Origin of the sequence: Streptomyces sp. NBC_01618 (assembly GCF_045209435.1) — a bacterium.
Classification (GTDB): domain Bacteria; phylum Actinomycetota; class Actinomycetes; order Streptomycetales; family Streptomycetaceae; genus Streptomyces.
Window position 1 is genome coordinate 7,484,993 of record NZ_CP109297.1, and the last position, 26,949, is coordinate 7,511,941.

The window sequence follows — 26,949 nt, forward strand, 5'->3', positions numbered from 1 at the left end:
TTCGGGGCACCGCTTGACCGCTGATGAGGGGCCTGACGACTGCCTGGTCCGGTGCAACGCCGGACCGCTTCACGGGCGGGATGTCTGCGTAACGTGGTTGCCGGCGTGTGGTGCCGCAGGGACGGCCGGGACGGATGCGAAAGGCACGACCGAAGAGGGGCATCGCGCATGGCCGACACCGTCATCGATATCTCCGGCATAGGTCTGTTCCTCGGCCTGGACCTGGGCAAGGAGTTCCACCACGCCCGCGGCCTGACCGGGCAGGGCAAGACCGTCCACGACAAGAAGCTGCCCAACACCGAGGCCCGCCTGCGGGAGTTGTTCGACAAGCTCAGGGCCAAGTTCGGCACCGTCCTGGTGATCGTGGACCAGGTCGCCAACATCGGCGCGCTGCCACTGACCGTGGCCCGCGCGACCGGCTGCCGGGTCGCTTACCTGCCGGGACTCTCGATGCGCCGGGCCGCCGACCTCTACCCGGGCGAAGCCAAGACCGACGCCCGCGACGCCTTCGTCATCGCCGACACCGCCCGGACCATGCCGCACACCCTGCGCGTGGTGGACCGCGACGACGAGAAGCTGGCCGAGCTGACCATGCTCACCGGCTACGACAACGACCTGGCCGGCGAGGTCAACCGCACCTCCAACCGGCTGCGCGGCCTGCTCTCCCAGATCCATCCCACCCTGGAGCGGGTGGTCGGCCCCCGGCTGGGCTACCCCTACATCCTGGCCCTCCTTGAACGGCACGGCTCCCCGGCCAGGCTGAAGAAACTGGGCCGCACCCGCTGCGAGGCCCTGCTCAAGGCGCACGGCTCGCGCAAGGCCCGCCACCTCACCGCGGAGATCTTCGACGCGCTTGCCGAGCAGACCGTCATCGTGCCCGGCACCGAGGCCAGCGCGCTGATCGTGCCCGGACTTGCCGCCCAGCTCGCCGCCGCCCACACCCAGCGCCGCCAGGCCGAGCAGGAGATCGCCGCCCTGCTGGAGGCCCTCCCTCTTTTCCACCTCCTGACCTCCATGCCCGGCATGGGCGTCAGGACCACCGCCGCCGTGATCGTCGCCATCGGCGACGGCACCACCTTCCCCACCGCAGGACACCTCGCCTCCTACGCCGGACTCGCCCCCGCCACCAAGTCCTCGGGCACCTCCATCCGTGGCGAGCACGCACCCCACCGCGGCAACCGGCTCCTCAAACGCGCCCTCTTCCAGGCCGCGTTCGCCGCGATCGGCTGCAAATCCGACCGCTCCTCCCGCACCTACTACGACCGTCAACGCGCACGCGGCAAGACCCACACCCAAGCGATCCTCCGCCTGGCCCGCCAACGTGTGAACGTCATCCACGCGATGATCCGCACCGGGGCCCTCTACGAACCACGAACCCCCGGCGACATCGGCCTCGCGGCCTGACAGCACCACCGTCCCTACCTTCCTGACCCCATCACGCGCGCACCGGCACGGCCACCCCCGCCGTGCCGGCCACCGGGCTGCCCATCAGGCACCCGATCCGCCGGGAACGTCCCGCTTCGCGGGACGTTCCCAAAAACCAGCACCAACTCCCACGAACCGACCCTGACAGGGTTGACGAAACAGATAGGGGCACCCCCCGGCGCAGTGACGGTCGGCCCTGCCCCGTCACGTACGAGCCGGGGCCCGCGACGCCGCCCGCCCACCGGCGCCCCTGCCACTCGACGACTCCTGCGATTCGAGGAAGACGATGAACCCTGCGACCCCTCCCACCGGCGACAAACCCGACGTGATCAACGTGGGAGGAGGCATCGGTGGCCTCAGCTCCGCGTTCGCCCTCGCCCGGCAGGGGCTGCGCGTGCGCGTCCTCGAACGGGCCCCGGAGTTCGGCGAGGTCGGCGCCGGCATCCAGATCGCGCCCAACTGCACTCGCATCCTCGACGAGTACGGCCTGCTCGACGAGGCCAAGGAGCTGGGCGTGCTCCCGGAGAACATGGTGATGCGCGACGCCCTCGACTCCCGGGAGCTGACCCGGCTCGACCTGCGGGACGTGGAGCGGCGCTACGGTTTCCCGTACATGGTGATCCACCGCAGCGACCTGCACGGCATCTTCCTGCGCGCCTGTCAGCGGGTCGGTGTGGAGCTGTTGACCGACCAGACGGTGATCGACTACGAGCACACCCCCCCGGCGCAGTGACGGTCGGCCCTGCCCCGTCACGTACGAGCCGGGGCCCGCGACGCCGCCCGCCCACCGGCGCCCCTGCCACTCGACGACTCCTGCGATTCGAGGAAGACGATGAACCCTGCGACCCCTCCCACCGGCGACAAACCCGACGTGATCAACGTGGGAGGAGGCATCGGTGGCCTCAGCTCCGCGTTCGCCCTCGCCCGGCAGGGGCTGCGCGTGCGCGTCCTCGAACGGGCCCCGGAGTTCGGCGAGGTCGGCGCCGGCATCCAGATCGCGCCCAACTGCACTCGCATCCTCGACGAGTACGGCCTGCTCGACGAGGCCAAGGAGCTGGGCGTGCTCCCGGAGAACATGGTGATGCGCGACGCCCTCGACTCCCGGGAGCTGACCCGGCTCGACCTGCGGGACGTGGAGCGGCGCTACGGTTTCCCGTACATGGTGATCCACCGCAGCGACCTGCACGGCATCTTCCTGCGCGCCTGTCAGCGGGTCGGTGTGGAGCTGTTGACCGACCAGACGGTGATCGACTACGAGCACACCGACGGCGGCGCCCGGATCCGCCTGGAGAACGGCCGGACCGAGGAGGCGCCGGTGATCATCGCCGCCGACGGCCTGCACTCGGTGGCCCGGCGCAAACTGGTCGGCGACGACGTGGTCAGCTCCGACTACGTTGCTTATCGCGCGGCCGTCCCGATCGATGAGGTGCGTGACAACGACATCGCGGAGAAGGACGTCACCGTGTATGTCGGCCCGCGCTGCCACTTCGTGCAGTACGCCCTGCGCGGCGGCGACATGTTCAACCAGGTCGCCGTGTTCGAGTCGCCGAAGGCGCTGGCCGGGAAGGATGACTGGGGCACGCCCGACGAGCTGGACGCGGCCTTCGCGGCCACCTGCGACACCGTGCGCAAGGGCATCCCGCTGATGTGGCGGGACCGCTGGTGGCAGATGCTCGACCGGGACCCGATCGAGACATGGGTGCACGGCCGGATCGCACTGCTCGGCGACGCCGCCCACCCGCCGCTGCAGTACATGGCGCAGGGCGCGATCATGGCGATCGAGGACGGCTGGGTCTTCGCCCAGCACGTCGCCCGCCAGTCCACCGGGAACGCCGGAGCACCGGACTGGGACGCCGTACTCGCCTCCTACGAGGCGGTCCGCGTCGAGCACTGCCGACGGGTGCAGTCCACCGCCCGCGCGTGGGGCGACCTGTGGCACCTGGACGGCGAGAAGCGGCTGCAGCGCAACGCGATCATGCGCGACCGGGACGCCCACGACTACGGCTTCACCGACTGGGTGTACGGCCCCACCGCGCTGGCCCCGGACGAGGAACCCGCGATGTTCACCCCGATCCCGCTGTCCTCGGCCCGGCTCGAGGAGACGGACACCGAGGGCGCGGACGACACCGTGCTCGCGGGAGGCGTCACCCAGTGAGCGACGCCTTCCTGTACGCGGCCGCCAGGACACCGTTCGGCCGGTTCAACGGCGCACTGGCCGGCGTACGCCCCGATGACCTGGCGGCCACCGCGCTGACAGGCGTACTGGCCAAGGCCCCGGACGCGGCGCGAACGCTGGGGCGTCGCGGCCATCTGCATCGGCGTGGGCCAGGCCCTCGCCGTGGTCCTGGAGAACGTGACGGATGAGGTGAGCCAGGGGTGAGCAGGACAACCATCGCCACGACGGTCGTCGCCCAGGTCACCGACATCGTGCCCGTCGGGGAGATCGACCCGGAGACCGTGGTCACGCCCGGCATCTACGTCGACCGCCTCGTACGGGCCGAGGCCCGACGACTCACCGTGCAAGGAGCCCGCTGATGACGGCCACGAACACCACACCCGGCACGGGCCCCGTGGAGCATGTCGACCGGGGTCCGCTCACCACCGACGAACTCGCGGCCCGCATCGCCCGGGACATCCCGTCCGGTTCCTATGTCAACCTCGGCATCGGGCAGCCGACCAGGATCGCCGAGCACCTGTCGCCGGACGCGGGGATCGTGCTGCACACCGAGAACGGCATGCTCGGCATGGGCCCGGCCGCGGTGGGGGAGGAGGTGGACCCCGACCTCACGAATGCCGGAAAGGTACCGGTCACCGAGCTGCCCGGGGCGGCGTACTTCCACCACGCAGACTCCTTCGCGATGATGCGCGGCGGTCACCTGGACGTGTGCGTCCTCGGGGCGTTCGAGGTCTCGGCCCACGGTGACCTGGCCAACTGGCAAACCGGTGATCCCGACGCCATCCCCGCCGTGGGCGGCGCGATGGATCTCGCCGTCGGAGCGCGGCAGGTCCTGGTGATGATGAAGCTGTTCACCCGGGACGGCGCCCCCAAGCTCGTCCCCGCATGCACCTGCCCGCTCACCGGCACCGCCTGCGTCAGCCTCGTCTACACCGACCACGGCATCTTCGCTCCCGGCCCGGACGGGGTCCGGGTCCTGGAGACGTACGGCATCACGGTGGCTGAGCTGCGGGAACGACTCTCCGTCGACCTGCTCCCATGACTCACCGGCACCACCGGTGAGCGCCTGAAGGGCGACACGTCGGTTTACGGCGCGTAAGAATTTAATGCAATGCGTATTGCATGAATTCGGTATGTGCGTTCGACGTACAGTGGCGCGTTAGGATCCAGTCATGGCGAACCTTCGTGAGGCACAGAAGCAGATGACGCGCCGTCTGCTGCTGGAGTCAGGACTCGAGCTGTTCAAGACCAAGGGGTACGCCGCCACCACGGTCGACGACATCGCGACCGCTGCGGGCACCACGCGCGTGACCTTCTACGCGTACTTCCCTTCCCGCAGCGAACTGATGAAGGCACTCATCGACGAGCAGCTCAACGAGGCGCTGCAGCGCGTCGGTTCCCCCGAGCACGGCTCGACGGCGCAGGGCCTCGTCGCCACGGTCGCCGACGGCACGCCGGAGGCGATCGCGGCGTGGCTTCGGCGAACCGCCGACAGCTGGCCGGCCATTCACCCCATCATCCGGGTCGGCCGCCATGCCGCGGTGGTCGATCCGGAACTCACCGACCTGGTCGAGCGGTGGATGGGGGAGGCCATCAGCGACATCGAGGACGGACTGACGCTGGCTGGGCGCCTTGAGCCCCATCAACGCCACTTCCGGGGCGTTCTTGCGATGGCCCAGCTCGACTTCGTCGCACAGAACTGGGACGGCTCCGACTGGAAGCTCACGCGTGACCAGATGCTCGATGAGCTCAGCACCAGCTGGGTACGGCTGCTGACCTGAGCGTGGTCGGCGTCAGAGTTGCGCCGCGGCGTCGAACAGCAGCGCCCGAAGCCATTCGATGAAGTACTGATCGGCCAGGCGGGGGTTCCAGACGATGTCGATCCCGAGCCCGGGAAGTGGGAACGGGAACTCCTCGATCCGCAGGTCGGTGAGCGTCCGCATGGCGGCGGCGACCTGGTAGCGAAGGAGTGCGACGCCGCCCGCGCGTGCGACCAGGAAAGGCACCAGCAGGAAGTCGGAGATCAGCTGGCCGACGCGGTAGGTGACACCCTTCTCTTCGAGCAACGCATAGGGGAAGACTCGCCGATCGGTGTCGACGACGATGTGCCGCTGTGTGGTCAGGAGATCGAGGGCGGTTGCTTCCGGCGGCATGTCCGGTGAGGCCACCACCACACAGCGGTCGTTGTAGAGCCGCTCGCGCGGGTGCGGCGAGAAGTGTCCCTCGGAGAGCAGCACGACGTCGACGCCCTGGTCGGTGAAGGTCGCCTCGGTCGGCACCGTGATCGTACGCACACGCAACGTGGCGTGGGGAGCACGCTCGGCGATGAGCCGCGTGAGGTGAGGGCCGACGACGAACGCCGTGCTGTTCGTCATGGCGATCGTGATGACACGCCGATCCGTGGCGGGGTCGAAGCAGGGGAAGTTCACGATGCGTGCCGTCTGCTGCAGGGCGCTGCGCAGCGGCGCGATCAGCTCAAGCGCACGGGGGGTCAGCGTGACTCCCGAACCCTGACGGACGACGAGGTCGTCGCCCAGCAGACGCCGCATTCTCGTGAGGGCGTGGCTCATCGCCGGCTGTGACAGACCGACCCGCTCCGCCGCCTTGGTCACCGAACCCTCCTCGAGGAGCGCGAGGAGGGGCACCAACAGATTGAGGTTGACCGATGCCAGTCGGTCCAACCCCGAACCCGTGGTGCCCTCTTCGTCGCCCATGGAGGAAACCTTACGAGGCTGCCTGCGTCATACGACGCAGCCGGGGAATCGGGATCCGGTAGTTGAGCGCCGCGGCCACACCGGTGCCGTCGTCGTGCGACCAGCGCATCAACGCCGGCCCGCCACCGGGCTCTCCGTCGACGTACGCTGGTTCCCCTTTTAGCGGTAGATAGCCCACCGCCTTGAGGCTCAGTCCGAACTGCTCGGTCCAGAAGTACGGCTGAAACCGGAGCGGCGGCGCATCGTCGCCGCGGACAAGCGCCCTTGCGGCGACCTTCGCCTGCTCGATCGCACTGCTCCAGAAGGGGATGCGGCGCAGGCCGTACGGAGTGGGGAAGGCTGCGAGGTCTCCGACAGCCGCGACGTCGGGGCGGACAAGCCCACGCGAGTCGACCGGGACGGCACCACCCTTCGCCGTGAGCTCCGTGCCCGCGAGCCAATCCGTGTTGGGAACGTCACCGACGGCGGTCAGGAGGATCTCCGCATCGAGGACCGTGCCGTCGTCAAGTACGACCCGAGCGCTTCCCTCACGCCGTTCGATCCGTGCCGACCCGGTCTCGACGATGGTGAGCCCCAGGTCCAGCGCGGCCTTGACGAAGACGCTGGCGAGGTACGAACCGAGCTGGACCGTCAGTGGCGCCCCTTGGGAGACGAGGGTGACCCGAGAGCCGGCGGCCAAGCACCCCGAGGCGATCTCCATTCCCAGCGGGCCTCCACCGACCACGATGACCGACGGCCGGCCCGCCAGCCTGCTTCGCAGGGACAGCGCGTCATCGAGCCCACGCAAGGTGAGCTCCTCGGGAAGGTCGGACAACCGTCGCGCCCGGGAGCCGGTGGCCAGGACGACGCGGTCGTACGGCAGAGCCGTGCCGTCGTCGAGAGTGACGAGCCGCCGGTCGAGATGGAGTCCGGTCGCACGTACGCCCAGAAGTTCCGTCGCCCCGTGGCCTGTCGGCGGCAGCTCGTGCGATGCCATGTCGTCGCCGTCGAGCAGGAGCGCCTTCGACAGGGCCGGGCGGCTGTAAGCCGGGTGCGGTTCGTCGCCGACGATGGTCAGCTCGCCGTCGAAGCCGGCCTCACGGAGCGTATCGGCCGCGGTGAGCCCGGCAATCCCGTTGCCGACAACCACGACGCGGTCCAACGCGGCGCCGCTCATGCGATCCTCAGCGCGGCGACCGGACACACGCGGACAGCGGCGTTCGCCAGGGCGGCGTCGGCTTCGTCGACCTGCTCGCGGTCGAGGACGAGCTCGCCGTCGTCGTCGAGGTGCATGAGCTGCGGGGCAGCCTCCTCACACAGGCCGTGGCCCTCACAGCGAGGGCGGTCAAGAACGATTTTCATGCGGGAATCACTTCCAGGACGGGGAGCTCCTCGATGCTCCGGGTGATGTTGCTGGGAACACGGACCTCGGGTCCGACGACGAGGCGCTTCACGCGCCGGGAAAGCGCTTCGATCACGGCGTGAGCCTCCAGGCGGGCGAGTCCTTGGCCCGCGCAGCCGTGCGGGCCGTAGCCGAATGAGAGATGGTCGACCGGATTGCGCTCGACGAGGAAGGCGTCCGGGTTCTCGTAGTGCCGGGGGTCGCGGTTGCCGGCGCCGAACAGGATTGCGACCTGCGCACCTGCGGGGACGACGGCCCCGTCGATGTCGACGTCCTTGGTGGCGCGTCGGCCCCACGCGTGGACGGGAGCCCAGAAGCGCAGCGCCTCGTTGAATGCCGCCGGCACCAGCGACGGGTCCTTGCGGATCAGGTCGAGCTGCTCGGGGTGCGAGCCGAAGAGGGCGACGATGTTGCCGATCGCCGCCACGGTGGTGTCGACGCCGGCGCCGAGGTACTGGTGGATGATGTGGCCGGCCGTGTCCGGCGGAATGGTGCCGCGTGCTTCGGCCTCGAAGATGCCGCGACCCACGGACCCTTCGGCCAGGTCGTCTGCCCCGACCTGGGAGCACCAGCTGTAGAGCTCGCCGGCGATCGGGAAGCTCTCGGCCGTGCGCTGGTTCGCCGGACCGATGACCTGCATGGCGGCCTGTCCCCAGCGCAGCATGTTGTCGCGTACGTGGCCCGTGAAGCCGATCAGGTCCGCGACGACCTCCAGGGGGAAGGCCCGGGCGAGGGCGTCGATCGCCTCGAAGGTGCCCTTCTCGACAAGCTCTGCGACGAGAGCGTCCGCCTTCTTCTCGATCCGCCCCTTCAGACCACGCAGCGCACGCGGCGAGAGGTTCTCGGTGAGTGTGGCGCGCAGTTGGGTGTGGATCGGCGGATCGGACGCGAGTGAGGTACCGGTGAGTGCCTCGTTGACCACCGGGTTGAACCCGATCGAGGTCGAGGAGAACGACTCCCAGTCCGCGAGTGCGCCACGGATGGCGTCGTACCGCGTCAGTACGTAGACATCGTTCTTCGGGAGGTGGACGACAGAGCCCTGTTCCCGGAGTTCGGCGAAGACGGGGTAGGGATCGAGTACGACCTCGTCGGCGAAAAGGTCGATGCCGGAGCTGGGTGGAGTGGTCATGCGCCCAGTGAAGTGGCTGGCGTCACATCCAACAAGTGAATGATTTGCATGGCCCAACATGCATACGGTGCATGCTTTCAGATTCGCGGCAGCCGCCAAGAGGCCGGTCCGGAGTGCCCGCAACACTCTCAGTCCATTGTTTTTTCCTTATGTTCATTTCATTGACGCTGTGTAAAGCGAATGGCTAATCTGACTGCAAGCCACCGGGTGCAGTGCACCCTAGCCGGACACGTGAGGGCAGGCATGAGCGTCAAGAGCAACACCGTGAACACCGTCTTGGGACCGGTGCCGACCGATGAACTGGGCGTGGTCTCGGTCCACGAGGCACTGCTGTCCGTGGTTCCGGGCGCGGAGTACGCCTTCGATATCACCATCGACCGCGCGGAGATCTTCGAGGCCCTCGCCGCGAAGCTGAAGGACTTCCGCGCCCACGGCGGCGGCACGATCGTCGACAGCACCGGCATGTTCCACGGCCGGGATGTCCGGCTGTACGAGAGCCTCTCCCGGACGACCGGCGTGCACATCGTCGCCTCGACGGGCCAGGGCCCGGAGGAGCTGCTCGGCGGCTACTTCCTCACGCCGCAGACCAACCCGCCGACGCCGTGGCCGGCCGAGAAGTTCGCCGACCTCTTCACCAAGGAGATCACCGAGGGCATGGTGGTCCCCCGGGTGGAGCGACGCGGCGCCGCTGGCCTGGTGGCCACCACCGCGACCCTCGAGGGCATGACCGCGACCGACGAGAGCCTGGTCCGCGGCGCGACCCGGACCGCCCTGAGCACCGGCGTCGCGATCTCGATCCGCTACGGGAGCGACGCCGTCCACGAACTTGATGTCGTCCTGGACGAGAAGCTGCCGGCCGACCGCGTCGTCGTCGGCGGACTCGACCGCAAGGATGCCGTCGCCACCGGTGCCCCTCTCGAGATCGCCCGCCGCGGCGCTTTCGTCGCGCTCGACCACGTCGGCGTGGAGGACGAGGCCCACATCACCGACGCCGAGCGCGCCGCCCTGGTCGCCGACCTCGTGCAGGCAGGCTTCGGCAACCGGATCCTGCTGTCGAGTAACGCGACCGGCGTGGCGAAGGGCCACCCCGGCAACGACCTGCCGTACAGCTACATCCTGACCACTTTCGTCCCGCTCCTGAAGACACAGGGCCTCAGCGACGAGGACGCGCAGCGGATTCTCGTGGAGAACCCGCGCGACCTGCTGTCGGTGCGCTGAGCGCGCCAGCGCCCACGACCATCAAGTCTCTTCATTCAAAGGTGAGTGCTGTGTCGAGAGTGAACACCGTCCTGGGGACGATCCCGGCCGAAGAGCTGGGCCTCGTGGCCATCCACGAACACATTGGCTACGGCATGCCCGGCTCCGAGCTGGACACGAAGTGGTGGAAGACCCCTGAGCAGCGGTACGAGGAGACCGTCCCGAAGCTGCGCGCGTTCCACGAGCACGGCGGCGGCACCTTCGTCGACGCGACCGGGATCTGCAACGGCCGTGACGTCGACTACTACAAGTCGCTGTCGGCGAAGACCGGCGTCCACATCGTCGCCTGCACCGGCTTCGTCGGCGGCGACACCGCCCTGCCGCACTTCGCCCAGGCCGGCGTGGAGTACCTGACCCAGCAGTTCGTCCACGAGATCACCGTCGGCATCGGCAACACCGGCAGCCTCGCCGGTGTCATCAAGGTCGGGGTGAGCCGCGGCGGCCGTATGACGGACCTGGACAAGCGCATCTACCGCGCCGCGGCCCGCGCCTCGCTCGCCACGGGCGTGCCGATCCTGACCCACCTCGCGATTGACGCCGAGAACGCGATCGCGATCTTCAACGAAGAGGGCCTTCCTCTGGACCGCGTCCTGTTCGGGCACGTCGACGACGGTGTGAACGCCGACAAGACGCGCGACATCTGGATCGCGGAGCAGGGCGGCCGCATCGGCTTCGACACCTTCGGTTACGAGACCGAGCTGCCGGACCCGCCGTTCTGGGCCCGTCCCCGCAAGGAACGCCTCGACCACTTCCTCCGGTTCATCGGCGAAGGCCGACTGAAGCTGGTCCTCGCCTCCGCCGACGCCAACTGCAGCCCGCTGGGCTGGCCGGGTGTCAAGGGCCACACCGTCAACTACATCTTCGACGACCTGATCCCGGACCTCCGCGCTGCCGGTCTCGACGAGACCACGATCAAGACGATCTTCGTCGACAACCCTGCCGACTTCCTGACCATCCAGAAGTAAAGAGAGCGACTATGCAGCTCAAGAACCTGAAGATCGCCATCGTCGGAGCAGGGTACGGCGGGGCTGCGGCGGCCAAGGCCCTGAGCCTGCTCGGTGCCGACGTCGACGTCTACGAACAGGCGAACCAGATCCGGGAGGCCGGTGCCGGCATCGGCCTGCGTCCCTCCACCATAAACCGGTTCCGCGAGTGGGGGATCTTCGACGCGATCGCGAAGGTCAGCTCGCCGAGCGACCGCTTCGAGATCCTCACGCCCACCGGTGGCCCGATCATGCAGGAGGAGTGGCCGGTCGCCGGAACACAGACCAAGACCCACCTGATCCACCGCGGTGACTTCATCGACGCCCTCCTGGCCGTGCTCCCCGAGGGTATGGTGCACCTCGGTCACAAGCTGGAGACCGTCCAGGACAAGGGCGACAGCGCTGTCCTCACCTTCGCCAACGGCAAGACCGTCGAGGCCGACCTGGTCATCGGTGCCGACGGCATCAAGTCGGTGGTGCGCAAGGAGCTGTTCAGCGACAAGGGCCCGGTGTTCTCGGGTGAGCACGCCTACCGGGCGGTCATCTCCATGGACGATGCTTACGGGCTGGTCGTCGACGACAACCTGCGGATGTACATCGGCAGGGGTACGAAGATATATCTGCTTCCGCTGCGCCACCGGGGCCAGGCGTCGTTCGACATCACCGCCCTGTGCTCGGACGGCACCTGGGTGCCGGAGGTCACCAAGGACGACCTCCTGGCGACGGTGGAGGGCTTCGACGAGCGTCTCGTGAACATCACGCGCAACCTCGACATGGGCACCGTGAACATCCGCGCCGTCTACGACATCGACTCGATCGACACGTGGCACACGGACTCCGTCGTCCTCATGGGCGACGCGGCGCACTCGATGCTGCACCACCAGGGCCAGGGCGCGAACTCGGCCATCGAGGACGCCGGAGCACTCGCCGACGCCCTGAAGCAGGCGGACTCCGTGAAGGAGGCGCTCGCCCTGTTCCAGGCCACCCGCAAACCGGTCACCGACGAGCTGCAGCGCATCTCGCGCCAGGGGTGGAGCGAGGGCGAGATCGACGACGTCTTCCCCGGCCAGAAGTCCGCCGCTCTCGGATCGGAGAAGTGACGCCATGACACTGCATCCCGAGATCGCAAAGTTCGTCGCCGGCCTCCCGGTCCCGCCCGAGGGTCCGCTCGACCCGGTCGCCATGCGCGCCGGGGCCGAGGCGCACGTACCTCCGCTCGAAGAGCGCCTGCCGCTCCACGCGGTCGAGGACAAGACCGCCCGGACGGCGGCGGGCGAGGTACCGGTGCGGATCTACACGCCGGTCGAGGCCGACAGCTACGGCGTGCTGGTCTACTTCCACGGCGGCGCGTTCTTCCTCGACAGCCTGGAGACGCACGACCACGTCGCGCGCTCGCTGGCCAAGGAGACCGGGCTCAAGGTCGTCTCCGTCGGCTACCGCCGGGCCCCCGAGACCGCCTTCCCGGCCGGTCTCGACGACTGCTACACGGTCGTGCGCTGGGCCGCCGAAGAGAGCGAGAGCCTGGCCTGGGATGGCACGACTCTAGCCATCGCCGGCGACAGCTCCGGCGGCACCTTCGTCGCCGCGGTCGCGGCCAAGGCTCACGACGACGGCTTCCACCGGATCACGCACCAGGTCCTCTACTACCCCTCGCTCGACCTGGACTTCGACGTCGACCGCTACGCCTCGCTGCGCGAGAACGCCGTGGGCTACGGCCTGGAGACCGCGGGGCTGAAGCCCTTCAACGCCTTCTACATCGACAGCGGCGCCGATCCCGCGGACCCGCTCGTCTCACCGATCAAGCGGGCGGACCTCACCGGGCTGCCGCCGGCCCTCATCCTCACCGGTGAGCACGACCCGCTGCGCGACGAGGGCGAGCTCTACGGCCGGCGGCTGCGGGAGGCCGGCGTGGCGGCGACGGTGCGCCGGTACGAGGGGGCCGGCCATGGATTTGTCCAGCACTTCTCCTGGATCCCGGAGTACCACAGGGCCTTCGCCGAGACGCGCGACTTCCTCGGCCGACGCTGACCCTGCCGGCCCCACGTACGAGTTCGGAAAGAGAGCCATGACGCACGCAGTCAACGTCTATCCCCTGGTCTCGCCATGGGGTCGGTTCGGTCTCTACAGCTTCTTCATCGACGCACCCGAGCCGGCGATCGTCGACACGGGGATCGCCTCCTCGCCCGCCGAGGGGATGGCTCCCGCGCTGGAGGCGATCGGGCGGCGCATCGAGGACGTGCGCTGGATCCTGCTGACTCACGGTCACATCGACCACATCGGTGGGGCGCACGCCCTGTGGGAGCTCACCGGCCGACGCGCCCAGGTGGTGATCCACGAGGCCGACGCACCGATGCTCCGCTCACGGCGGGCCCACGTGGAGGAGTACCTCGCGGGACGGGGCCGGTACCTGGGCGACCCCGAGGGCGAGGCGAAGGTGACGGCGGCGACGAATGCCGTCATCTCCGGCGAGATGGAGCCCTCCCTGCTCGTCAGGGGCGGCGAGACCCTCTCCCTCGGTGGCGACGTCACCGTCTCGGTGCACTCGATCCCGGGCCACACGCCCGGATCGGTCGCCTACGCCGTGGACGGTCAGCGCTCGGTGTTCGTCGGCGACGCCGTGCAGGTCCACGGGGCCGCGAACGGCTTCCCCGGCTACGTGGACCCGGCCGCCTACCGCACCAGCCTGGAGCACCTGCGGGACGAGATCCGTCCGGAGCACCTGTACCTCGGCCACCCGTACCGCCGCGGCGACGGCACGCCGTACGGCGTCGAGCTCGACGCCGCACAGGCCCAGGAGGCCATCGCCCAGAGCCTCGCCATCGAGGGCCGTGTCGGCGCGGCGGCCTGCGGCTGCCTGCGGGCCGGTCTGCAGGAGACGGATTCGCCGTACTCCCCGTTCGCCCGCGCCGCCGAGGAGATCGGTTACTCCGGCGACCCCGCGCTCGAACCCTCGCCGTTCTTCGCATCGATGCACGGCTACCGCACGCACCTCGACCAGAACGCATACCGCACTTTTCCGGGGGACGCCCCCCAGACCCCCACAGGAGTTTCGGACTCATGACTGACTTCCAGACGATCCGGGCGGGCGAGCAGACCATCGCCGTCCGCAAGGACCTCCGAGTGCCGATGCGGGACGGCGTCGAACTCGCCGTGGACGCCTACCACGGCCAGGACGACACGCCGCGGCCGGCCCTGATCGCGATGAGCGCCTACGGCAAGGAACTGCAGGCCCTCGCCCTCACCACCCCGCCGCAGCGCCGGCCCAGCCCGATGTGGGACGGCTGCATCGAGGCCGGTGACATCGCGCGCGTGGTCAAGGAGGACTACGTACACGTCATCGGCGACATGCGCGGAACCGGTGACTCCGAAGGCGTCATGATCGGCAACTACAACTTCGGCGGAGTTCCCCAGGGGCAGGACCTGTACGACCTCATCGAGTGGGTCGCCGCGCAGCCGTGGTGTGACGGCAACGTCGGCATGATCGGCATCTCCTACTTCGGCTCCATGCAGGTGCTCGCCGCCGCCGAGCGGCCACCGCACCTCAAGGCGATCTTCGTCAGCGGCGGCCACTACGACTTCTACGAGACCACCTACCACGGCGGTGTCATGTGGTTCATGCCGCGCGCCGCCCGCGAGGGACGCGGCGGCGACTCCGGCATCGCGCACACCAACGTCAAGTCCCGCATGCAGGAGGTTCACTCGCCCGAGGAGCTGAAGAAGCTCGTCGACGAGAGGCTGCGGGACCCGGACGTGGCGGCCTGGCCCAACCTCGTGCACGTGCTCAAGTACCCCAAGAACCGCGAGTTCTGGTTCGACATCGTGATGAACCACCTCGACGGCGACTGGTACAAGGAGCGCAACCCGATCACGCTGGCCGAGAACATCGACATCCCCGTCTACCTGCAGATCGACCAGGGACGCGGCTGGACCCTGGACGGCCACCTCGAGCTGTTCGACGTTCTGAAGGGCCCCAAGAAGCTGGACATCGGCTCCTACCCGCCGATGCAGTCGCGCCCCTGGGTCGAAGAGCACGACAAGATGTTCCGCTGGTACGAGTACTGGCTCAAGGGCATCGACAACGGCATCATGGACGAACCGGCCGTGCACACCTTCGTGGAGGGCTCGCGCGAGGTGGTCACCTCGGCGCAGTGGCCGCCGAAGGAGATCGAGTACAAGTCGCTCTATCTGCGCCCGCGGCGCAAGCTCTCCTTCGAGCCCGAGCTCATGGGCGTCGAACACGCCGCCCCCGACGGCTTCTACCAGGCACCGCTCACCGTCACTGACAAGGTCGAGGTGCTGAACTGGAGCACCGCCCCGTTCGAGGAGCCGACCGAGCTGATCGGCACCGGCGCTGCGCACCTGTTCGCGGAGATCGACCAGGTCGACACCAACTTCATCCTGCGCATGTGGGACGAATCCCCGGGCGGCGGCCGGCAGCTGATCACCAGCGGCTACCTCAAGGCATCCCACCGCGAGCTCGACGAGGAGCGCACCACCGAGGGCAACCCCTACCACCCGCACACCCGCACGGTGCCGGTGGAGCCTGGGAAGATCGAGGAGTACGTGCTGCGGCTCTACCCGTTCGCCGCCACCTTCGAGCCGGGTCACCGCCTGGTGGTGGAGGTGTCGAACAACGAGCCGCTGGCCGACGCCCACAACGCGCTGCTGCCGCCGGACGCCTTCCACCTGCCGGTGGGCCGCCCCGTCACCCACAAGATCTACCGCGACGCCGCACACCCCTCCCGGCTCGTGCTGCCGTTCACGACGGCCACGACGCCGGACGCGACACGGTCGGGAGGAGACCAGCTCAGCGGTTCCTGACGCACCGTCACCGTGCTGGCCGGGGGACCCTCGTGCCCCCGGCGGCCGGTCCTGCGTCTCGAGGCTGGACGGCGGGATTGATGGACACGCACGCGATATTCGGCTGCGGAGGCCCGTGGGGCCTCCCATGCCGAGCGGGCTCGAACTCCCGCGTCCCGAAGGAAACTCCAGCGTGCAGGCTGCCGTCACGGTCACTCCCGCCCGGACTCCCGAGCTGCTGCTGGGGCTCGCCACCGTGCGGCCCGTGTTCTTCTGGGGGGCGCCCGGGATGCCGGCTACGACGAGGGCCCCGGATACGTCTACCGCGACCACAACGGCACGTCCTACGGCCTCGGCTGCGGCGCGTCGTACCGCACGGTCCGCTGAGCCGACCACCGCACCGACGCCACCCGCCCCGCCCGCCCCGTCCGGCACTGGTCTCTCAACGGTCAGGACGGGGCGGGCGGCGCTTCCACCCGAAAAGTGGACACAGTTTCGTGTGGTTCTGCGGCAAATACCATGCTATTACTGCAACGGTGCTTGCGTGACGGGGTCTGTCAAACGAATGGCCCTGTCTCGCATTCGGTGGTGACGGAGAGTCGTGAGGGGTCGTTGACATCTGAGTGGAAGATGTCAACGAGCTTGCGCAGACGGTGTTTCCGCGAACAGGTGCCCGGAGTCCTGGAGCGGTACCAGCGACGAACCGCCCGTCTGACCGGGCAGGTCAGGGCCGTGGTCAAGGAGCTAGGTTCTGTCTCCCCGATCACGATCAGGGGGCTAGGTTCTGCCTCCTGACCAACAGCTGAGAGCAGAGGATGTCGCACGCCCATCGCTCCCACTTGTCGGCCGGCCACGCGCGGTCGCGGGTCAGGACCAGGAAGAGCTCCGGACTGAGCAATGCGTAGATGATGTCCGCCGCCTCTCCTGCGGAGAGGGCGGGGCGGGCGCCGGGTTTCTCTGTCAGAGCCTTCGCGGCTGTCGAGATGACCGTGTATCGCGGGTCGGTCTCGTCCGGCCACAGCTCCCGGATCTCCGGGTTGGTCGCTGTCGCGGCGCGGACCATCTCGCCGATGGCCGCGACACGTTCGAGTGTCCTGCGGGTGCCAGCGACCAGCGCGGCCAGGGCGGACTCGGCGGTAGGCGCGGTCGTGACCTTCGTGAACCATGGCCGGTCCATCGTGGGCACGGGGTCGTCGTCTCCCGCGATCGCGACATCGACCAGTTCCTTGAGCAGTGAGGGCTTGTTCCGGAAGACGAAGTAGATCGTCTGCACCGCCACGCCCGCCCGGTCGGCGACCTCCTGCAGCTTGGTCGCCCCGTAGCCCTGCTCAACGAAGAGGCCGGCGGCCGCGTCGATGATCCGCCGCCGTGTCTCCCGGGCCTTGTCGCCCCGTTTTCCCTTGACCTCAGTCATGGCTGGAGTCTATATCTAGAGGCGAACTCTAGAGGTCAACTCTAGTCACTGGAGGGGTAAGTCATGCACGCCATCGCCAACCGTCAGCAGGCAGAGGCATGGAACGACTGGGAGGGCATCCACTGGGCTGAACACTCCGAGCGCTACGACGCGATGATGGGCGCGTTCAACGCGCCTCTGTTCGCCGCCGCGGGCATCGCGGCCGGCGACCGGGTCCTCGACGTCGGCTGCGGCACCGGCCAGACGACGCGCACCGCCGCGCGGCAGGCGTACGACGGAGATGTCGTCGGAATTGACCTGTCCGCGCCCATGCTGGAACGCGCCCGCCGTGACGCCGCCGCGGAAGGCATCGGCAACGTCACCTTCGAACAGGGCGACGCCCAAGTGCATCCGTTGCCTGGCCGAGGCTTCGACGTCCTCCTCAGCCGCGGCGGTGTCATGTTCTTCGCCGACCACATCGCGGCCTTCACCCATCTCAGGCACTCGCTCGTGCCCGCCGGCCGACTCGCGTTCCTCGGCCCGCAGCCTGCGGGCCCGGACAGCGCCTACGCCCGTGCAACCGCCGCGCTCTCCCCGTTCCTGCGCGAGGCATCCCCCGCCGCAAGGGGCATGGGATCCCTCCTCGACCCCGCGCGCATCCGCCAGGTGCTCACCGCCGCCGGGTTCACCGACATCGACGTAGCCCCCGCCGAGGCTCCCATGACCTTTGGCGCCGACGCGGGCGACGCCACCGACTTCATCCTCGCCATGGGCCCGGTGCGCCACAACCTGCGCGATGTCGACCCGGAGACCGCCGCCCGTATCCACTCCGAAGTGCGCGACAAACTCGCGGAGTTCGAGACCACCGACGGTGTCCGCATCCCCGGGCACGTCTGGATCGTCACCGCATCGCCGAAGCACACCCTCTCGATCAAGTGACTTCACTCCAGACGTGATCAGCAGAGGGGACCTGACAGACGATGAGTGGGCTCTGCTGCAGCCACTGCTGCCGGTGAGCAACAACCGGTGCGGCCGGTGGCGGGATCACCGTCAGGTGATCAACGGCATCATCCACAGGCTGGGCACCGGGGTGCAATGGCGTGAGCTGCCAGAACGCTTCGGACGGTGGCAGACCGTCCACAAACGGCACGCGCTGTGGTGGGCCGACGGCACCTGGGGCAGGCTGCTGCAGCATGTCCAAGCCCGGGTCGACGCCGAGGGCGGCATCGACTGGGACGTCTCGGTCGACTCCAGCGCGATGCGCGCCCACCAGCACGCCGCGGGAGCGCCGAAGGCGGCTCCGCCCGCCCCGACCAGGCCCTCAAAAGAGGGCTCCGCGGAGATCGCTTCGGATCCCGACGGTGCAGAACCCGGAGCCCCTACTGGAGGAGGGGGTGCGGCGGGGGAGCAGCTGGGGCGCTCGCGTGGCGGATTCACCACCAAGGTCCACCTGAGCGCGGAGAGCCGATGCCGCCCGCTGTCGGTGCTGATCACACCCGGACAGCGGGCGGACTGCACGCAGTTCGAACCCGTCTTAGAGGGCGTTAAGTCCGTTTCTGGTAGCGGCCGCGTCCGGGTTGCTCGAGGAATCCCTGACGGGCGAGTCGTCCCAGGCGGGAGCGGGTGACGTTGATCGAGGGCTCGTCGGTGGGCAGGCCGAGGTGCTCGTGCAGATCGTGGACGCGGAACACCTTGCCGGGGTGCTCGTTGAACGCGGTCACGATGCGCTGGTAGACGGTGGCGGTGGTGGTCTGCGCGGGGGCCGGTTCGTGGTCGGGTGGGGTGAGGCCGTCGATGACCTTGCGGGTGGCGGTGAGCTCGGCCAGGCGGGCTTCGGTCTCGGCGAGGGCGGTGGTGAGCCGCTCGATCTGCTCGCGCAGGTTGTCGGCTCGTGCGGCGGTCTCATCGTGTTCGGTCTGCAGCAGCCGCAGGAGTTCGCAGACGTTCACGCGGCCAGCTCCACGTTGTCACGCCATGTGGGGGTAGGGGTGGTGAGGCGGCGGAGCATGCCGGCGGTGGAGGCCCAGTAGACGCGGGAGGCCGCGTTGTCGGGCCGGTGGTCGTAGTCGCGGGCGAGGCGCCGGTGCAGCATGAGGGTGCCGTTGACCTGCTCGACCACCCATCGTTTCGGTTGCGGGACGAAGCCTTTGCCCTTGTCGTCGGGGTTGCGGCGGACCACCTCGACGGTGATGTCCTTCACCGCCCCGTGGATGATCACGGCGTCTTTGAAGCCCTGGTCGACGAGGACTTTTTCCAGGCGCATCCCGCATCGTTCGGCCGCCTGGTCCAGCAGGGCGATGCCGGCCTCGTTGTCGTGCGCGCTCGCGGCGAGGATCACCACACCGATGATCAGGCCCAGTACATCGACGGCGAGTCCCCGCTTCCTGCCGGGCGTCTTCTTGTTCGCGTCCAGTCCCGTCGTCTTCTTCGGCACTCCGGCCGCCACGCGGACGGACTGGGTGTCGATGATCACCAGGGACGGGTCCTCTAATCGCCTGGACCGCTCCCGCACCTGGCAGCGCAGGATCTCCTGGATCCGCTGGTCAAGGCCGTCCTCGCGCCACAGGCTGAAGTAGTAGAACACCGCCGACCAGGCCGGGAGGTCGTGCGGCAGGAGACGCCACTGACAGCCCGTCCGGTTCTGGTAGAGCAGCGCGTTCACGACCTCGCGCAGGTCGCAGGAGCCCGGGTCCCCGGTCGCCGACCGCGACACCCGATCCTGCTTCCACGCGGTGACCAGCGGCTCGATCAACGCCCACTGCTCGTCGGACAAGTCGGTTGCGTACGGCATCCGTTCCATGCCCGCGACCCCATCATGCACACGACATGAAGCGAGGGCGGAACCGACCCATCACCCACGAAAGAGCGACACCACATCATCAGGAACGGGACTTAACACCCTCTTAGAGAAGATCCGCGTCCCACGCACCGGTCGGGGGCGCCCACGCTGCACCCCGGACAGCGTCGCAGCCGACAAGGCATACAGCAACCGAAAGACGCGCGCCTACCTGCGTCGGCGCGGCATCCGGCACGTGATCCCTGAGAAGAAGGACCACAAGACGGCCCGCCTGCGGCGGGGTTCACACGGCGGGCGGCCACCGGGTTTCGACAAGGAGCGGTACAAGAAGCGCAACGTCGTCGAGCGGCGATCAACAAGCTGAAACAGTTCCGGGCCGTAGCTACCCGCTACGACAAGCGCGGATACGTCTACCTCGGCACCGTGACCGCCGCTGCACTAATCATCTGGCTCCGATCATGATCGGAGAGACAGAACCTAGTGCTGTGACCGGATTGGTCCGCCGGGTCGGCGGTTGGAGCGGTTGGAAGGTGGAAGCTGCAGCAGATCAATTACGCCGGGTGCTGAGTCCTGTTGAGTGGTGGACGCCTGTGCGAGGATGACGGGCGTGATCGGCTATGCGGTGAGTCTCCTGCTTGGCCTGGGGATGGGCGGGCTCTACCTGATGTTGCGCCGGCGCTGGCGCACCGCGGTGGAACTGCCCGCAGTGGTAGAGGAGTCGGTGACCGTCTTCGGGGAGGAGATGGCCGCCTTGGAGTTCGATGTCAACGGCCCCGATGCCATCCCCGCCGTTCTGAAGGAGTACCGGGCGGCGTTGGCGGCGTACGATCGGGCCAGTGCGGCGCGGACGGTACACGACGCGCTGACCGCCCTGCGCGACGGTCGCGCGGCCATGATCCGTCTTGACGCCCGGCGCCATGGCCAACCCGTCCCGATTGACGCTCTCCCGCCGACCGCCGGCCCCGGCCGCCCGCGGCCGCTCACCGGCACCGGTGAGCGCCATGTGTACACCGGTTACGGCGACGGCACGACCGAGGTGCTCATCGACCGCCCCGAGCCCGGCCGTCCTGCCTTGGTGGAGGTCGATGTCACCGGCAACGGCGGCTTCGACGTTGCGACCGTAACGCGCACCGAGGGTGGGACCCCCACCGGCGGGAAGCTGATCTGGATCAGCGGCGAGTACCACGGCCGTTGTTACCTGCCCGCGGACGCCACCCACCTGACCGTCACCACCGATTACAGCTGGAATGACCACCGTTGGTCGATCCGGGTCGTCCCGCTGTCGGCTGCGACCACGCTCGCCCACGAACACCACGGCCGCGGTGACGAGGTGCTCCGCTACAACGGCGGCCCGGCAGTGCTCACCGTCCAGTTCCGGACCGGCTTCCAGTGGCAGGTCCGCTACGTGTGCGGCCAGTGCCTGCGGTCCTGGCCCGACTGCGATTGCCGCCCACTCGCATGGCCCAGGAATATTCCCGGTTACGACTGGAGCCGGGGCGATCTTGAGCTCGGCGTGGGCGAGGGGCGCTATACGCTGCGTCTACCCCGCCCCGGCTTCCTGGTCATCCAGGAAGACCGCGGCGGCGGCTCCTGGCACCTGACCACCCGGCCGGTGGACATTCCGCCGTCCGCACTGCTCAGGCGGTTCGGACGGCTCGGGCGGCGTCGCTGACCCGGCACGGCACCGCCCGAGCCGGCGAACCTATGCGGTCATAGCACCGTGCTGTGACCGCATAGGTTCGCCGGTTTGGCCTGCGAGGCGGTTGGAGTGTGAAGACCTCTCGCGGCGCGGAGAGGCGCGTATAAGATCACGGTCGGAGGGCTTGGGTGTCGGAGGGCGTGATGATGGAGAGACCGCAGAAATGGAAATCGATCCGATCGACGCCACCGAACTTCGCGGCATGTTTGATGTCTTGCACGCGTCCTTGACGCTCTGACCATAGATTCACCCGTCTGGTCAGGCTGCAGCTTCAAGAGGGCGTCCGCCCCAACGGATGCCTTTCTCGCTGCGGATGCGCGCCCGTTCCTTACGTTCGGCGGCCAGAACATCGCGGTGGTGGGCGTTGGCGTTGCGCCACCGCAGGTAGGCGTGCAGGGCCCGGGTCTGCACGGTGTGGTTGGGGTGGTTGGAGTTGGCGATGGTGAACTGCCTCAGCGGTCCGAAGTGCGCCTCGATCGGGTTCGCCCAAGACGCGTAGGTCGGAGTGAAGCACAGCTCGACCTTGTGCTTCTTCGCCCAGCGTCGGATGTCTTCGCCTTTGTGGGCGGACAGATTGTCCAGAACCACGTAGATTGGGGCGCCTTCAGGTCGGGCGGCGCGGATCGACTTCAGTGCGGCCAGCGTGTTGGCGGCTCCTTTCTTGCACCGGTTGATGCCCCACAGGGTGTCATCGCCGATGGAGTAGCAACCGTGGAAGTACCGCACACCGTGGGTTCGGTGGTAGTTGGCCGGCAGCCGGTCGGGGTGTTTCCGCTGAGCCCAGCAGTTGCCGCCGGTGGGCCGGATCCCGAGCGGGCCGAACTCGTCGAACGCGAAGACCCGGTCCGGGAAGCGGCCCACGACCTCCTCAATCCGGTCCAGCTTCGCATCGCGCTCGGAGTCCGGGGACTCCTTCCACGTCTTGGTCCGCTGGAAGGTGACACTGCGGCGGGCCAGCAGGCACCGTAACGCCTCGCGGCCGATCCGGATTACGCGGCCATGCACTTTCCGCAGGTAGGCGGCGAGTTTGCGGATGGACCAGCGAGTGAAGGGCTGGCCGAGCTTGGCCGGGCGGGTAGTGGCCGTCTGGATGACGAAGTCCTCATCGTCAGGGCTGAGCAGGCGGGGACGGCCTCCCGCCCACTGAGGGTCCAGGCAGGCCAGGCCGATCTCGTTGAACCGGTGGATCACGTCGAGGACGGTGTCCTCGTCGGCCTGGACCAGCTTCGCGATCACCGGGACCCGGTTCCCGCCGGCCGAGACCAGCAGCATCATCGCGCGCCGGTAGCGCACCGAACTGGTGCTGCCCCGGCGCACGATCTGCTGCAGCTTCTGCCCCTCCTGGTCGGTCAACCTGCGCACACGGACAGGCTCAGCCACCACACCCCCAGCCATCGGATCGGACGTCACTGCACATCCAACCGCCACGACTCCCAACCCGGCGAACCAATGCGGTCACGGCACTACGGGCCGGGCGGGCGCACGTTTGCCGGCGATACTCGCGGCGGGTCCCCCGGCCCGCGGGAGATACTGATCAGCTGGCCAGGAGGGGGTGACGGGGTTTCAGGTTCGTTCGTTCGGCCGTTGCCTGGTCGGCGTAGTGCTTCTTTGATCGGACTGAGGTAGCCGAGCCGCTTCTGGATGCGCCGGGAGTTACATCATTCATTGATGTACTCGAACAGCGCCAGGTTCGCCTCGGCCCGGGTGGCGAAGGCGCGGCCGCGGATGCATGTCCCCATCAGCGTCGTAGGGCACGGCCAGGAGAAGTAAGCTAGGTAACCGGTCGGGAAGTAGATCTACGGCCGCGCCGCCGACCGGAGACTGCCCTATGAATCCCTCTGCCCGAGTCGCCTGGATCGATGCGACCGCGGGCGTTGCTGGAGACATGCTGTTGGGTGCACTGGTCGATGCGGGAGCCTCGCTGGAGACAGTGCAGGCCGCGGTCGACGCGGTGGTGGCGTCCTCGGTGCGCCTGTCGCGGGCGCAAGTGACCCGCTGTGGCATGCGGGCGACCAAGATGGAGGTCGAGGCGCTGGTGGGGAACCCGCCGCATCGTACCTGGCGGTCGATCCGCGGGCTGCTGGAGTGCGCGGAGCTTCCGGAATCCGTATGTGCGGGTGCGCTGGCTGTGTTCGCGCGGCTGGCGGAGGCGGAGGGACGGGTGCACGGCGTGCCGGCCGACGAGGTGCACTTCCACGAGGTCGGCGCCTGGGACTCCATCGCGGACGTCGTCGGCGTCTGCGCCGCACTGCATGAGCTGGGGGTCACTCGGCTGGCGGCGAGCGCCGTGGCCGTCGGCTCCGGTCAGGTCCGTGCGACGCACGGCAGCATCCCGGTGCCCGTACCCGCAGTGCTCGAACTCGCCGCCGGCTGGCAGGTGTTCGGCGGCGGGGACGGCGAGCTGGCCACACCGACCGGGATGGCCCTGGTCACCGCGCTGGCCGAGGAATGCTCCGACCTGCCCCGGATGCGGGTCGGCAGGTCGGGGGTGGGGGCGGGCAGCAAGGACACCCCCGGCCGCCCCAACGTGGTGCGCGTCGTGATCGGGACCGACGACGGCGCCGCCGGGCCGGCCGACCCCGGGTCGGCCGTCGTCCTAGAGGCCAACGTCGACGACCTGGACCCGCGGGTCTGGCCCGGCGTGCTCACCTCCCTGCTGCGGGCCGGTGCGTCGGACGCCTGGCTGGTGCCGATCCTGATGAAGAAGGGCCGCCCGGCGCACACCCTGCGCGTGCTGGCCCCGGACGAGCGCGTCGATGCCCTGCGCGACCTGATCTTCCACGAGACGAGCACCATCGGGGTGCGCGAGACGGCCGTGCGCAAGACGGCCCTGGAGCGTACCTGGGTGGAGGTTCCGCTGCTCGGCGCCACCGTCCCGGTCAAGGTCGCCCACCGCTGCGGCAGGGTCGTCCAGGCGACGCCCGAGTTCGACGATGTCGCTGCACTGGCCGCCGACCGGGCGCTCCCGGTCCGCACCGTGCTCGAAGCCGCCGTTGCCGCGGCCCTCGCCAATGGCCTGGTGCCGGGCGCGGCCGTGCCGCCCGGCCGCGCCGACCACCGCTGAGTGGTCCGGCGCGCGGCGCCGTCAGGCGGGGGCGGTGATCTGGGCGGCCAGGTGGCCGGCACCGTAGCCGTTGTCGATATTGACGACAGCAACGCCCGGGGAGCAGGCGTTGAGCATCGCCAGTAGCGGCGCGAGTCCACCGAACGCCGCGCCGTACCCCACCGACGTGGGCACTGCCACCACCGGAGCCGAGACCAGCCCGGCCACGACGCTCGGCAGCGCGCCGTCCATGCCCGCGACCACCACCACTGCGCGAGCACTGCGCAGCAGCTCCAGTCGGCCCAGGATGCGGTGCAACCCCGCCACCCCGACATCGACGACCAACTCGCACGCACGCCCCAGGTGCCGCGCAGTCAGTAGGGCCTCGCGGGCCACCGCCAGGTCGGAGGTTCCAGCGGCGACCACGACGACCAGTCCGCCCGAGGCGGCGGGTGGCTCCGGTGGCCAGGCCAACAGCCGAGCCTCCTCGTCGTAGCGGGCGTCCGGGACCTCGCCCAAGACCGCCTTGGCGTGCTCCGGATTCGCCCGGGTGAACAGCGTGCCCGCGCTCCGGCGGCGGACCGCGGCGGCGATCACGGCGACCTGCTCGGGCGTCTTGCCCTCGCAGTACACGGCCTCGGGGTAGCCGCGCCGCCCGGCCCGGTCGTGGTCCAGTTCGGCGAAGGCTGCGAGGGACTCCGGCGGCTCCCAGGCGTCAGCCACGACGGGTTTCCTTGCCCCCCACCAGCGGCAGGGTGAAGGCGCCGGACTGGATACCGGCGAGGTCCACGGTGACCGTGCGGAACCCCGCCTCCCTGACGGCCAGCAGCAGAGCCTCGCGCATTCTGTCGGAGACGGCGCGCGGGATCTCGGCCGTCGGCAGCTCGATCCTCGCGACGTCGCCGTGGTGGCGGACCCGGGAGTCAGAGAAGCCCAGCTCTCGCAAAGCCTTCTCGGCCTGCTCGATCTGGGCGAGCTTCTCCGGTGAGACCTCTTCGAAGTGCGGGATGCGGGAGGCGAGGCACGGGGCGGCTGGTTTGTCGGCGCACGGCAGCTCCAGTGCCCGCGCGATCCGGCGCACCGCCGCCTTGTCCAGGCCGGCGTCGGCGAGCGGGCGGAGCACCCGGTGCTCGGTGGCCGCCCGACTGCCCGCGCGGTCCGGGCGCAGGGCGTCGTCGGCGTTCTCCCCGTAGGCGACCGCGGCAAGTCCGTACGCCGCCACGACCTCGTCGGAGATCCGCGTGAAGAGCTCGTTCTTGCAGTGGAAGCAGCGGTCCGGGCCGTTGGCCCGGTAAGCCGCCAGCGCGCCCTCGTGGGTGGCGACCTCCACCACGCGGGCGCCGATGAACGCCGCCACCCGGTGGGCCGCAGAGCGCTCGTCCGCGGCCAGGCTGGGAGAGACCCCCAGCACCGCCACGACCTGCTCCGGTCCGAGGGCACGCACGGCCAGGGCGAGCAGCAGCGAGGAGTCCACACCGCCGGAGAAGGCGACGCCGATAGGGGCGGCTCCGTGCAGCAGCGCGGCGACCCGGTCCGCGGCCTCGGAGTCGGCGCCCGTGAGGCCGGGCGGCGTTCTGGTGGTCATGTTCTCCTCCTTGTACCGGCTGCACATGGTCACTCGCCCCGTCCGCAGTCGTGTCCGGGGTGCGGCTGCGGTGCCCGGCGCAGGGGCGGGCGCCTCAGCCGCGGGAAAGTCACCGGGTCGGCGACGCCCTGGCCAGGGGGTCGGCGTGGGCCTGCGCGAGTGGTGCGGACCCGGTGCGGAGAAGACCGCGTAGGTGGTGCCCTCGGTGCGGCTGCCGGAGCGCCACTCGACGGTGTCGGCCTCCAGCGCCCACATGATGGTGTTGACCGAGGCGGTGCCCATCCCTGCCACGGCCAGACGGTGATCGGCAGCCCGACAGGATGGGCCGGGGCCAGCAGCACGCCGAGGCCGCCGACGATCGACATGGCCCCGCCGGCCGGGTAGGCGGCTTACCGATCCGTTCCACCACCCGCGGTGCGAGCGGGGCCACGAGGAAGAATTTCGCGGTGGTGATCACGGCCAGCAGGATGTAGAGATCGGCGTTGCCGAGCACGTCCCGGGCGGAGAAGACGCCGACGCCCGACAGGGAGAACATGCCGACCAGGTAGACGAGGGTGCTCAGGCACA

At 69.1% G+C, this 26,949-nt stretch carries 24 protein-coding genes and 4 pseudogenes; 18 read left to right on the plus strand and 10 right to left on the minus strand.

The features are described 5' to 3' along the window. Positions 1 to 168 precede the first annotated feature (168 nt). The 7 genes and pseudogenes from OH735_RS34810 (at position 169) to OH735_RS34840 (ending at position 5,382) form a co-directional block, all read left to right on the plus strand. Complete coding sequence (locus tag OH735_RS34810) at positions 169 to 1,404, plus strand: IS110 family transposase (protein WP_406378948.1); 1,236 nt, start codon at positions 169 to 171, stop codon at positions 1,402 to 1,404. A 307-nt stretch (positions 1,405 to 1,711) separates the two neighbouring features. Then, a pseudogene (locus OH735_RS34815) lies at positions 1,712 to 2,143 on the plus strand (FAD-dependent oxidoreductase); the annotation flags it as partial. A 114-nt stretch (positions 2,144 to 2,257) separates the two neighbouring features. Continuing rightward, a complete protein-coding gene (locus OH735_RS34820; RefSeq protein ID WP_406385622.1) occupies positions 2,258 to 3,580 on the plus strand; it encodes an FAD-dependent monooxygenase in 1,323 nt (440 codons plus the stop codon). Further along, positions 3,577 to 3,702 (plus strand): annotated as a pseudogene (locus tag OH735_RS34825) (3-oxoadipyl-CoA thiolase); the annotation flags it as partial. The gene OH735_RS34820 and the pseudogene OH735_RS34825, both read left to right, overlap by 4 nt. A gap of 111 nt (positions 3,703 to 3,813) precedes the next feature. Then, positions 3,814 to 3,960, plus strand: a pseudogene (locus tag OH735_RS34830) (CoA-transferase); the annotation flags it as partial. Continuing rightward, on the plus strand, positions 3,960 to 4,643 hold the full coding sequence (locus tag OH735_RS34835) for a 3-oxoacid CoA-transferase subunit B (protein ID WP_406385623.1): 684 nt from the start codon (positions 3,960 to 3,962) through the stop codon (positions 4,641 to 4,643). The pseudogene OH735_RS34830 and the gene OH735_RS34835, both read left to right, overlap by 1 nt. Before the next feature lie 130 nt (positions 4,644 to 4,773). Then, complete coding sequence (locus tag OH735_RS34840; RefSeq protein WP_406385624.1) at positions 4,774 to 5,382, plus strand: TetR/AcrR family transcriptional regulator; 609 nt, start codon at positions 4,774 to 4,776, stop codon at positions 5,380 to 5,382. A 12-nt stretch (positions 5,383 to 5,394) separates the two neighbouring features. Here the strand turns inward: OH735_RS34840 and OH735_RS34845 are convergent, their stop codons facing one another. The 4 genes from OH735_RS34845 to OH735_RS34860 are packed head-to-tail and all read right to left on the minus strand — an operon-like array spanning position 5,395 to position 8,825. Further along, positions 5,395 to 6,315 carry a LysR family transcriptional regulator gene (locus OH735_RS34845; RefSeq protein ID WP_406385625.1) on the minus strand — a complete coding sequence of 307 codons (921 nt, stop codon included), beginning with the start codon at positions 6,313 to 6,315 and terminating at the stop codon, positions 5,395 to 5,397. A gap of 10 nt (positions 6,316 to 6,325) precedes the next feature. Then, on the minus strand, positions 6,326 to 7,471 hold the full coding sequence (locus OH735_RS34850; RefSeq protein ID WP_406385626.1) for an NAD(P)/FAD-dependent oxidoreductase: 1,146 nt from the start codon (positions 7,469 to 7,471) through the stop codon (positions 6,326 to 6,328). After that, positions 7,468 to 7,656, minus strand: a complete 189-nt coding sequence (locus OH735_RS34855) for a ferredoxin (protein WP_406385627.1) — start codon at positions 7,654 to 7,656, stop codon at positions 7,468 to 7,470. Before OH735_RS34855 ends, OH735_RS34850 begins: the two co-directional genes overlap by 4 nt. Next, entirely contained in the window at positions 7,653 to 8,825 is a 1,173-nt protein-coding gene (locus tag OH735_RS34860; protein ID WP_406385628.1) for a cytochrome P450, read from the minus strand. The genes OH735_RS34855 and OH735_RS34860 overlap by 4 nt, the downstream gene beginning before the upstream one ends. A gap of 243 nt (positions 8,826 to 9,068) precedes the next feature. On the opposite strand from OH735_RS34860, the gene OH735_RS34865 reads away from it, so the two are divergent. The 6 genes from OH735_RS34865 to OH735_RS34890 are packed head-to-tail and all read left to right on the plus strand — an operon-like array spanning position 9,069 to position 15,886. Further along, complete coding sequence (locus OH735_RS34865; RefSeq protein WP_406385629.1) at positions 9,069 to 10,043, plus strand: phosphotriesterase; 975 nt, start codon at positions 9,069 to 9,071, stop codon at positions 10,041 to 10,043. Between the two features lie 50 nt (positions 10,044 to 10,093). Then, positions 10,094 to 11,047: a phosphotriesterase gene (locus tag OH735_RS34870; RefSeq protein WP_406385630.1), complete on the plus strand. Its 954-nt coding sequence runs from the start codon at positions 10,094 to 10,096 to the stop codon at positions 11,045 to 11,047. 11 nt (positions 11,048 to 11,058) lie between these two features. Then, positions 11,059 to 12,165 (plus strand): FAD-dependent oxidoreductase, encoded by a 1,107-nt coding sequence (locus OH735_RS34875; protein ID WP_406385631.1) that lies wholly within the window; start codon positions 11,059 to 11,061, stop codon positions 12,163 to 12,165. Between the two features lie 4 nt (positions 12,166 to 12,169). Then, positions 12,170 to 13,093, plus strand: a complete 924-nt coding sequence (locus tag OH735_RS34880; protein WP_406385632.1) for an alpha/beta hydrolase — start codon at positions 12,170 to 12,172, stop codon at positions 13,091 to 13,093. Positions 13,094 to 13,130: 37 nt separating this feature from the next. After that, positions 13,131 to 14,126 (plus strand): MBL fold metallo-hydrolase, encoded by a 996-nt coding sequence (locus OH735_RS34885; protein WP_406385633.1) that lies wholly within the window; start codon positions 13,131 to 13,133, stop codon positions 14,124 to 14,126. After that, positions 14,123 to 15,886, plus strand: coding sequence for a CocE/NonD family hydrolase (locus tag OH735_RS34890; protein ID WP_406385634.1), 1,764 nt, complete (start codon positions 14,123 to 14,125; stop codon positions 15,884 to 15,886). Before OH735_RS34885 ends, OH735_RS34890 begins: the two co-directional genes overlap by 4 nt. Positions 15,887 to 16,634: 748 nt before the next feature. On the opposite strand, the gene OH735_RS34895 is transcribed toward OH735_RS34890, so the two are convergent. Then, a complete protein-coding gene (locus tag OH735_RS34895) occupies positions 16,635 to 17,279 on the minus strand; it encodes a TetR/AcrR family transcriptional regulator (RefSeq protein WP_406385635.1) in 645 nt (214 codons plus the stop codon). 63 nt (positions 17,280 to 17,342) lie between these two features. On the opposite strand from OH735_RS34895, the gene OH735_RS34900 reads away from it, so the two are divergent. Together OH735_RS34900 and OH735_RS34905 are read left to right on the plus strand one after the other, a co-directional pair. Further along, positions 17,343 to 18,197, plus strand: coding sequence for a class I SAM-dependent methyltransferase (locus tag OH735_RS34900; protein ID WP_406385636.1), 855 nt, complete (start codon positions 17,343 to 17,345; stop codon positions 18,195 to 18,197). A 16-nt stretch (positions 18,198 to 18,213) separates the two neighbouring features. After that, the gene (locus tag OH735_RS34905; protein ID WP_406386866.1) at positions 18,214 to 18,885 is read left to right on the plus strand and encodes an IS5 family transposase; all 672 of its coding nucleotides are present in this window, start codon (positions 18,214 to 18,216) and stop codon (positions 18,883 to 18,885) included. Here the strand turns inward: OH735_RS34905 and OH735_RS34910 are convergent. Further along, positions 18,803 to 19,207, minus strand: coding sequence for a hypothetical protein (locus tag OH735_RS34910; protein WP_266910966.1), 405 nt, complete (start codon positions 19,205 to 19,207; stop codon positions 18,803 to 18,805). The two genes, OH735_RS34905 and OH735_RS34910, sit on opposite strands and share 83 nt — an antisense overlap. Then, positions 19,204 to 20,058, minus strand: coding sequence for an IS5 family transposase (locus OH735_RS34915; RefSeq protein WP_406381513.1), 855 nt, complete (start codon positions 20,056 to 20,058; stop codon positions 19,204 to 19,206). Before OH735_RS34915 ends, OH735_RS34910 begins: the two co-directional genes overlap by 4 nt. 112 nt (positions 20,059 to 20,170) lie before the next feature. Here OH735_RS34915 and OH735_RS34920 point away from each other — a divergent pair. Both OH735_RS34920 and OH735_RS34925 read left to right on the plus strand, forming a co-directional pair. Next, a pseudogene (locus tag OH735_RS34920) lies at positions 20,171 to 20,517 on the plus strand (transposase); the annotation flags it as partial. A 145-nt stretch (positions 20,518 to 20,662) separates the two neighbouring features. Next, on the plus strand, positions 20,663 to 21,727 hold the full coding sequence (locus OH735_RS34925) for a hypothetical protein (protein ID WP_406385637.1): 1,065 nt from the start codon (positions 20,663 to 20,665) through the stop codon (positions 21,725 to 21,727). A 285-nt stretch (positions 21,728 to 22,012) separates the two neighbouring features. On the opposite strand, the gene OH735_RS34930 is transcribed toward OH735_RS34925, so the two are convergent. Further along, a complete protein-coding gene (locus OH735_RS34930; protein ID WP_406385638.1) occupies positions 22,013 to 23,134 on the minus strand; it encodes an IS630 family transposase in 1,122 nt (373 codons plus the stop codon). Positions 23,135 to 23,582: 448 nt separating this feature from the next. On the opposite strand from OH735_RS34930, the gene larC reads away from it, so the two are divergent. Further along, positions 23,583 to 24,818, plus strand: a complete 1,236-nt coding sequence (gene larC, locus OH735_RS34935; protein ID WP_406385639.1) for a nickel pincer cofactor biosynthesis protein LarC — start codon at positions 23,583 to 23,585, stop codon at positions 24,816 to 24,818. A 21-nt stretch (positions 24,819 to 24,839) separates the two neighbouring features. Here larC and larB read toward each other — a convergent pair whose 3' ends face one another. After that, a complete protein-coding gene (larB, locus tag OH735_RS34940) occupies positions 24,840 to 25,520 on the minus strand; it encodes a nickel pincer cofactor biosynthesis protein LarB (protein ID WP_406385640.1) in 681 nt (226 codons plus the stop codon). Beyond that, positions 25,513 to 26,664, minus strand: coding sequence for an ATP-dependent sacrificial sulfur transferase LarE (gene larE / locus OH735_RS34945; protein ID WP_406386867.1), 1,152 nt, complete (start codon positions 26,662 to 26,664; stop codon positions 25,513 to 25,515). The genes larB and larE overlap by 8 nt, the downstream gene beginning before the upstream one ends. Positions 26,665 to 26,949: the final 285 nt, after the last annotated feature.

What these genes read in the sequence shown, in the direction of transcription:
- OH735_RS34850 (WP_406385626.1), bottom strand. Translation starts at nt 7,471, where the DNA reads ATGAGCGGCGCCGCGTTGGACCGCGTCGTGGTTGTCGGCAACGGGATT.
- OH735_RS34855 (WP_406385627.1), bottom strand. Translation starts at nt 7,656, where the DNA reads ATGAAAATCGTTCTTGACCGCCCTCGCTGTGAGGGCCACGGCCTGTGT.
- OH735_RS34810 (WP_406378948.1), top strand. Translation starts at nt 169, where the DNA reads ATGGCCGACACCGTCATCGATATCTCCGGCATAGGTCTGTTCCTCGGC.
- OH735_RS34860 (WP_406385628.1), bottom strand. Translation starts at nt 8,825, where the DNA reads ATGACCACTCCACCCAGCTCCGGCATCGACCTTTTCGCCGACGAGGTC.
- OH735_RS34915 (WP_406381513.1), bottom strand. Translation starts at nt 20,058, where the DNA reads ATGGAACGGATGCCGTACGCAACCGACTTGTCCGACGAGCAGTGGGCG.
- OH735_RS34865 (WP_406385629.1), top strand. Translation starts at nt 9,069, where the DNA reads ATGAGCGTCAAGAGCAACACCGTGAACACCGTCTTGGGACCGGTGCCG.
- larE (WP_406386867.1), bottom strand. Translation starts at nt 26,664, where the DNA reads ATGGGCACCGCCTCGGTCAACACCATCATGTGGGCGCTGGAGGCCGAC.
- OH735_RS34820 (WP_406385622.1), top strand. Translation starts at nt 2,258, where the DNA reads ATGAACCCTGCGACCCCTCCCACCGGCGACAAACCCGACGTGATCAAC.
- OH735_RS34900 (WP_406385636.1), top strand. Translation starts at nt 17,343, where the DNA reads ATGCACGCCATCGCCAACCGTCAGCAGGCAGAGGCATGGAACGACTGG.
- OH735_RS34840 (WP_406385624.1), top strand. Translation starts at nt 4,774, where the DNA reads ATGGCGAACCTTCGTGAGGCACAGAAGCAGATGACGCGCCGTCTGCTG.
- OH735_RS34880 (WP_406385632.1), top strand. Translation starts at nt 12,170, where the DNA reads ATGACACTGCATCCCGAGATCGCAAAGTTCGTCGCCGGCCTCCCGGTC.
- OH735_RS34895 (WP_406385635.1), bottom strand. Translation starts at nt 17,279, where the DNA reads ATGACTGAGGTCAAGGGAAAACGGGGCGACAAGGCCCGGGAGACACGG.
- OH735_RS34885 (WP_406385633.1), top strand. Translation starts at nt 13,131, where the DNA reads ATGACGCACGCAGTCAACGTCTATCCCCTGGTCTCGCCATGGGGTCGG.
- OH735_RS34875 (WP_406385631.1), top strand. Translation starts at nt 11,059, where the DNA reads ATGCAGCTCAAGAACCTGAAGATCGCCATCGTCGGAGCAGGGTACGGC.
- OH735_RS34890 (WP_406385634.1), top strand. Translation starts at nt 14,123, where the DNA reads ATGACTGACTTCCAGACGATCCGGGCGGGCGAGCAGACCATCGCCGTC.
- larC (WP_406385639.1), top strand. Translation starts at nt 23,583, where the DNA reads ATGAATCCCTCTGCCCGAGTCGCCTGGATCGATGCGACCGCGGGCGTT.
- OH735_RS34835 (WP_406385623.1), top strand. Translation starts at nt 3,960, where the DNA reads ATGACGGCCACGAACACCACACCCGGCACGGGCCCCGTGGAGCATGTC.
- OH735_RS34845 (WP_406385625.1), bottom strand. Translation starts at nt 6,315, where the DNA reads ATGGGCGACGAAGAGGGCACCACGGGTTCGGGGTTGGACCGACTGGCA.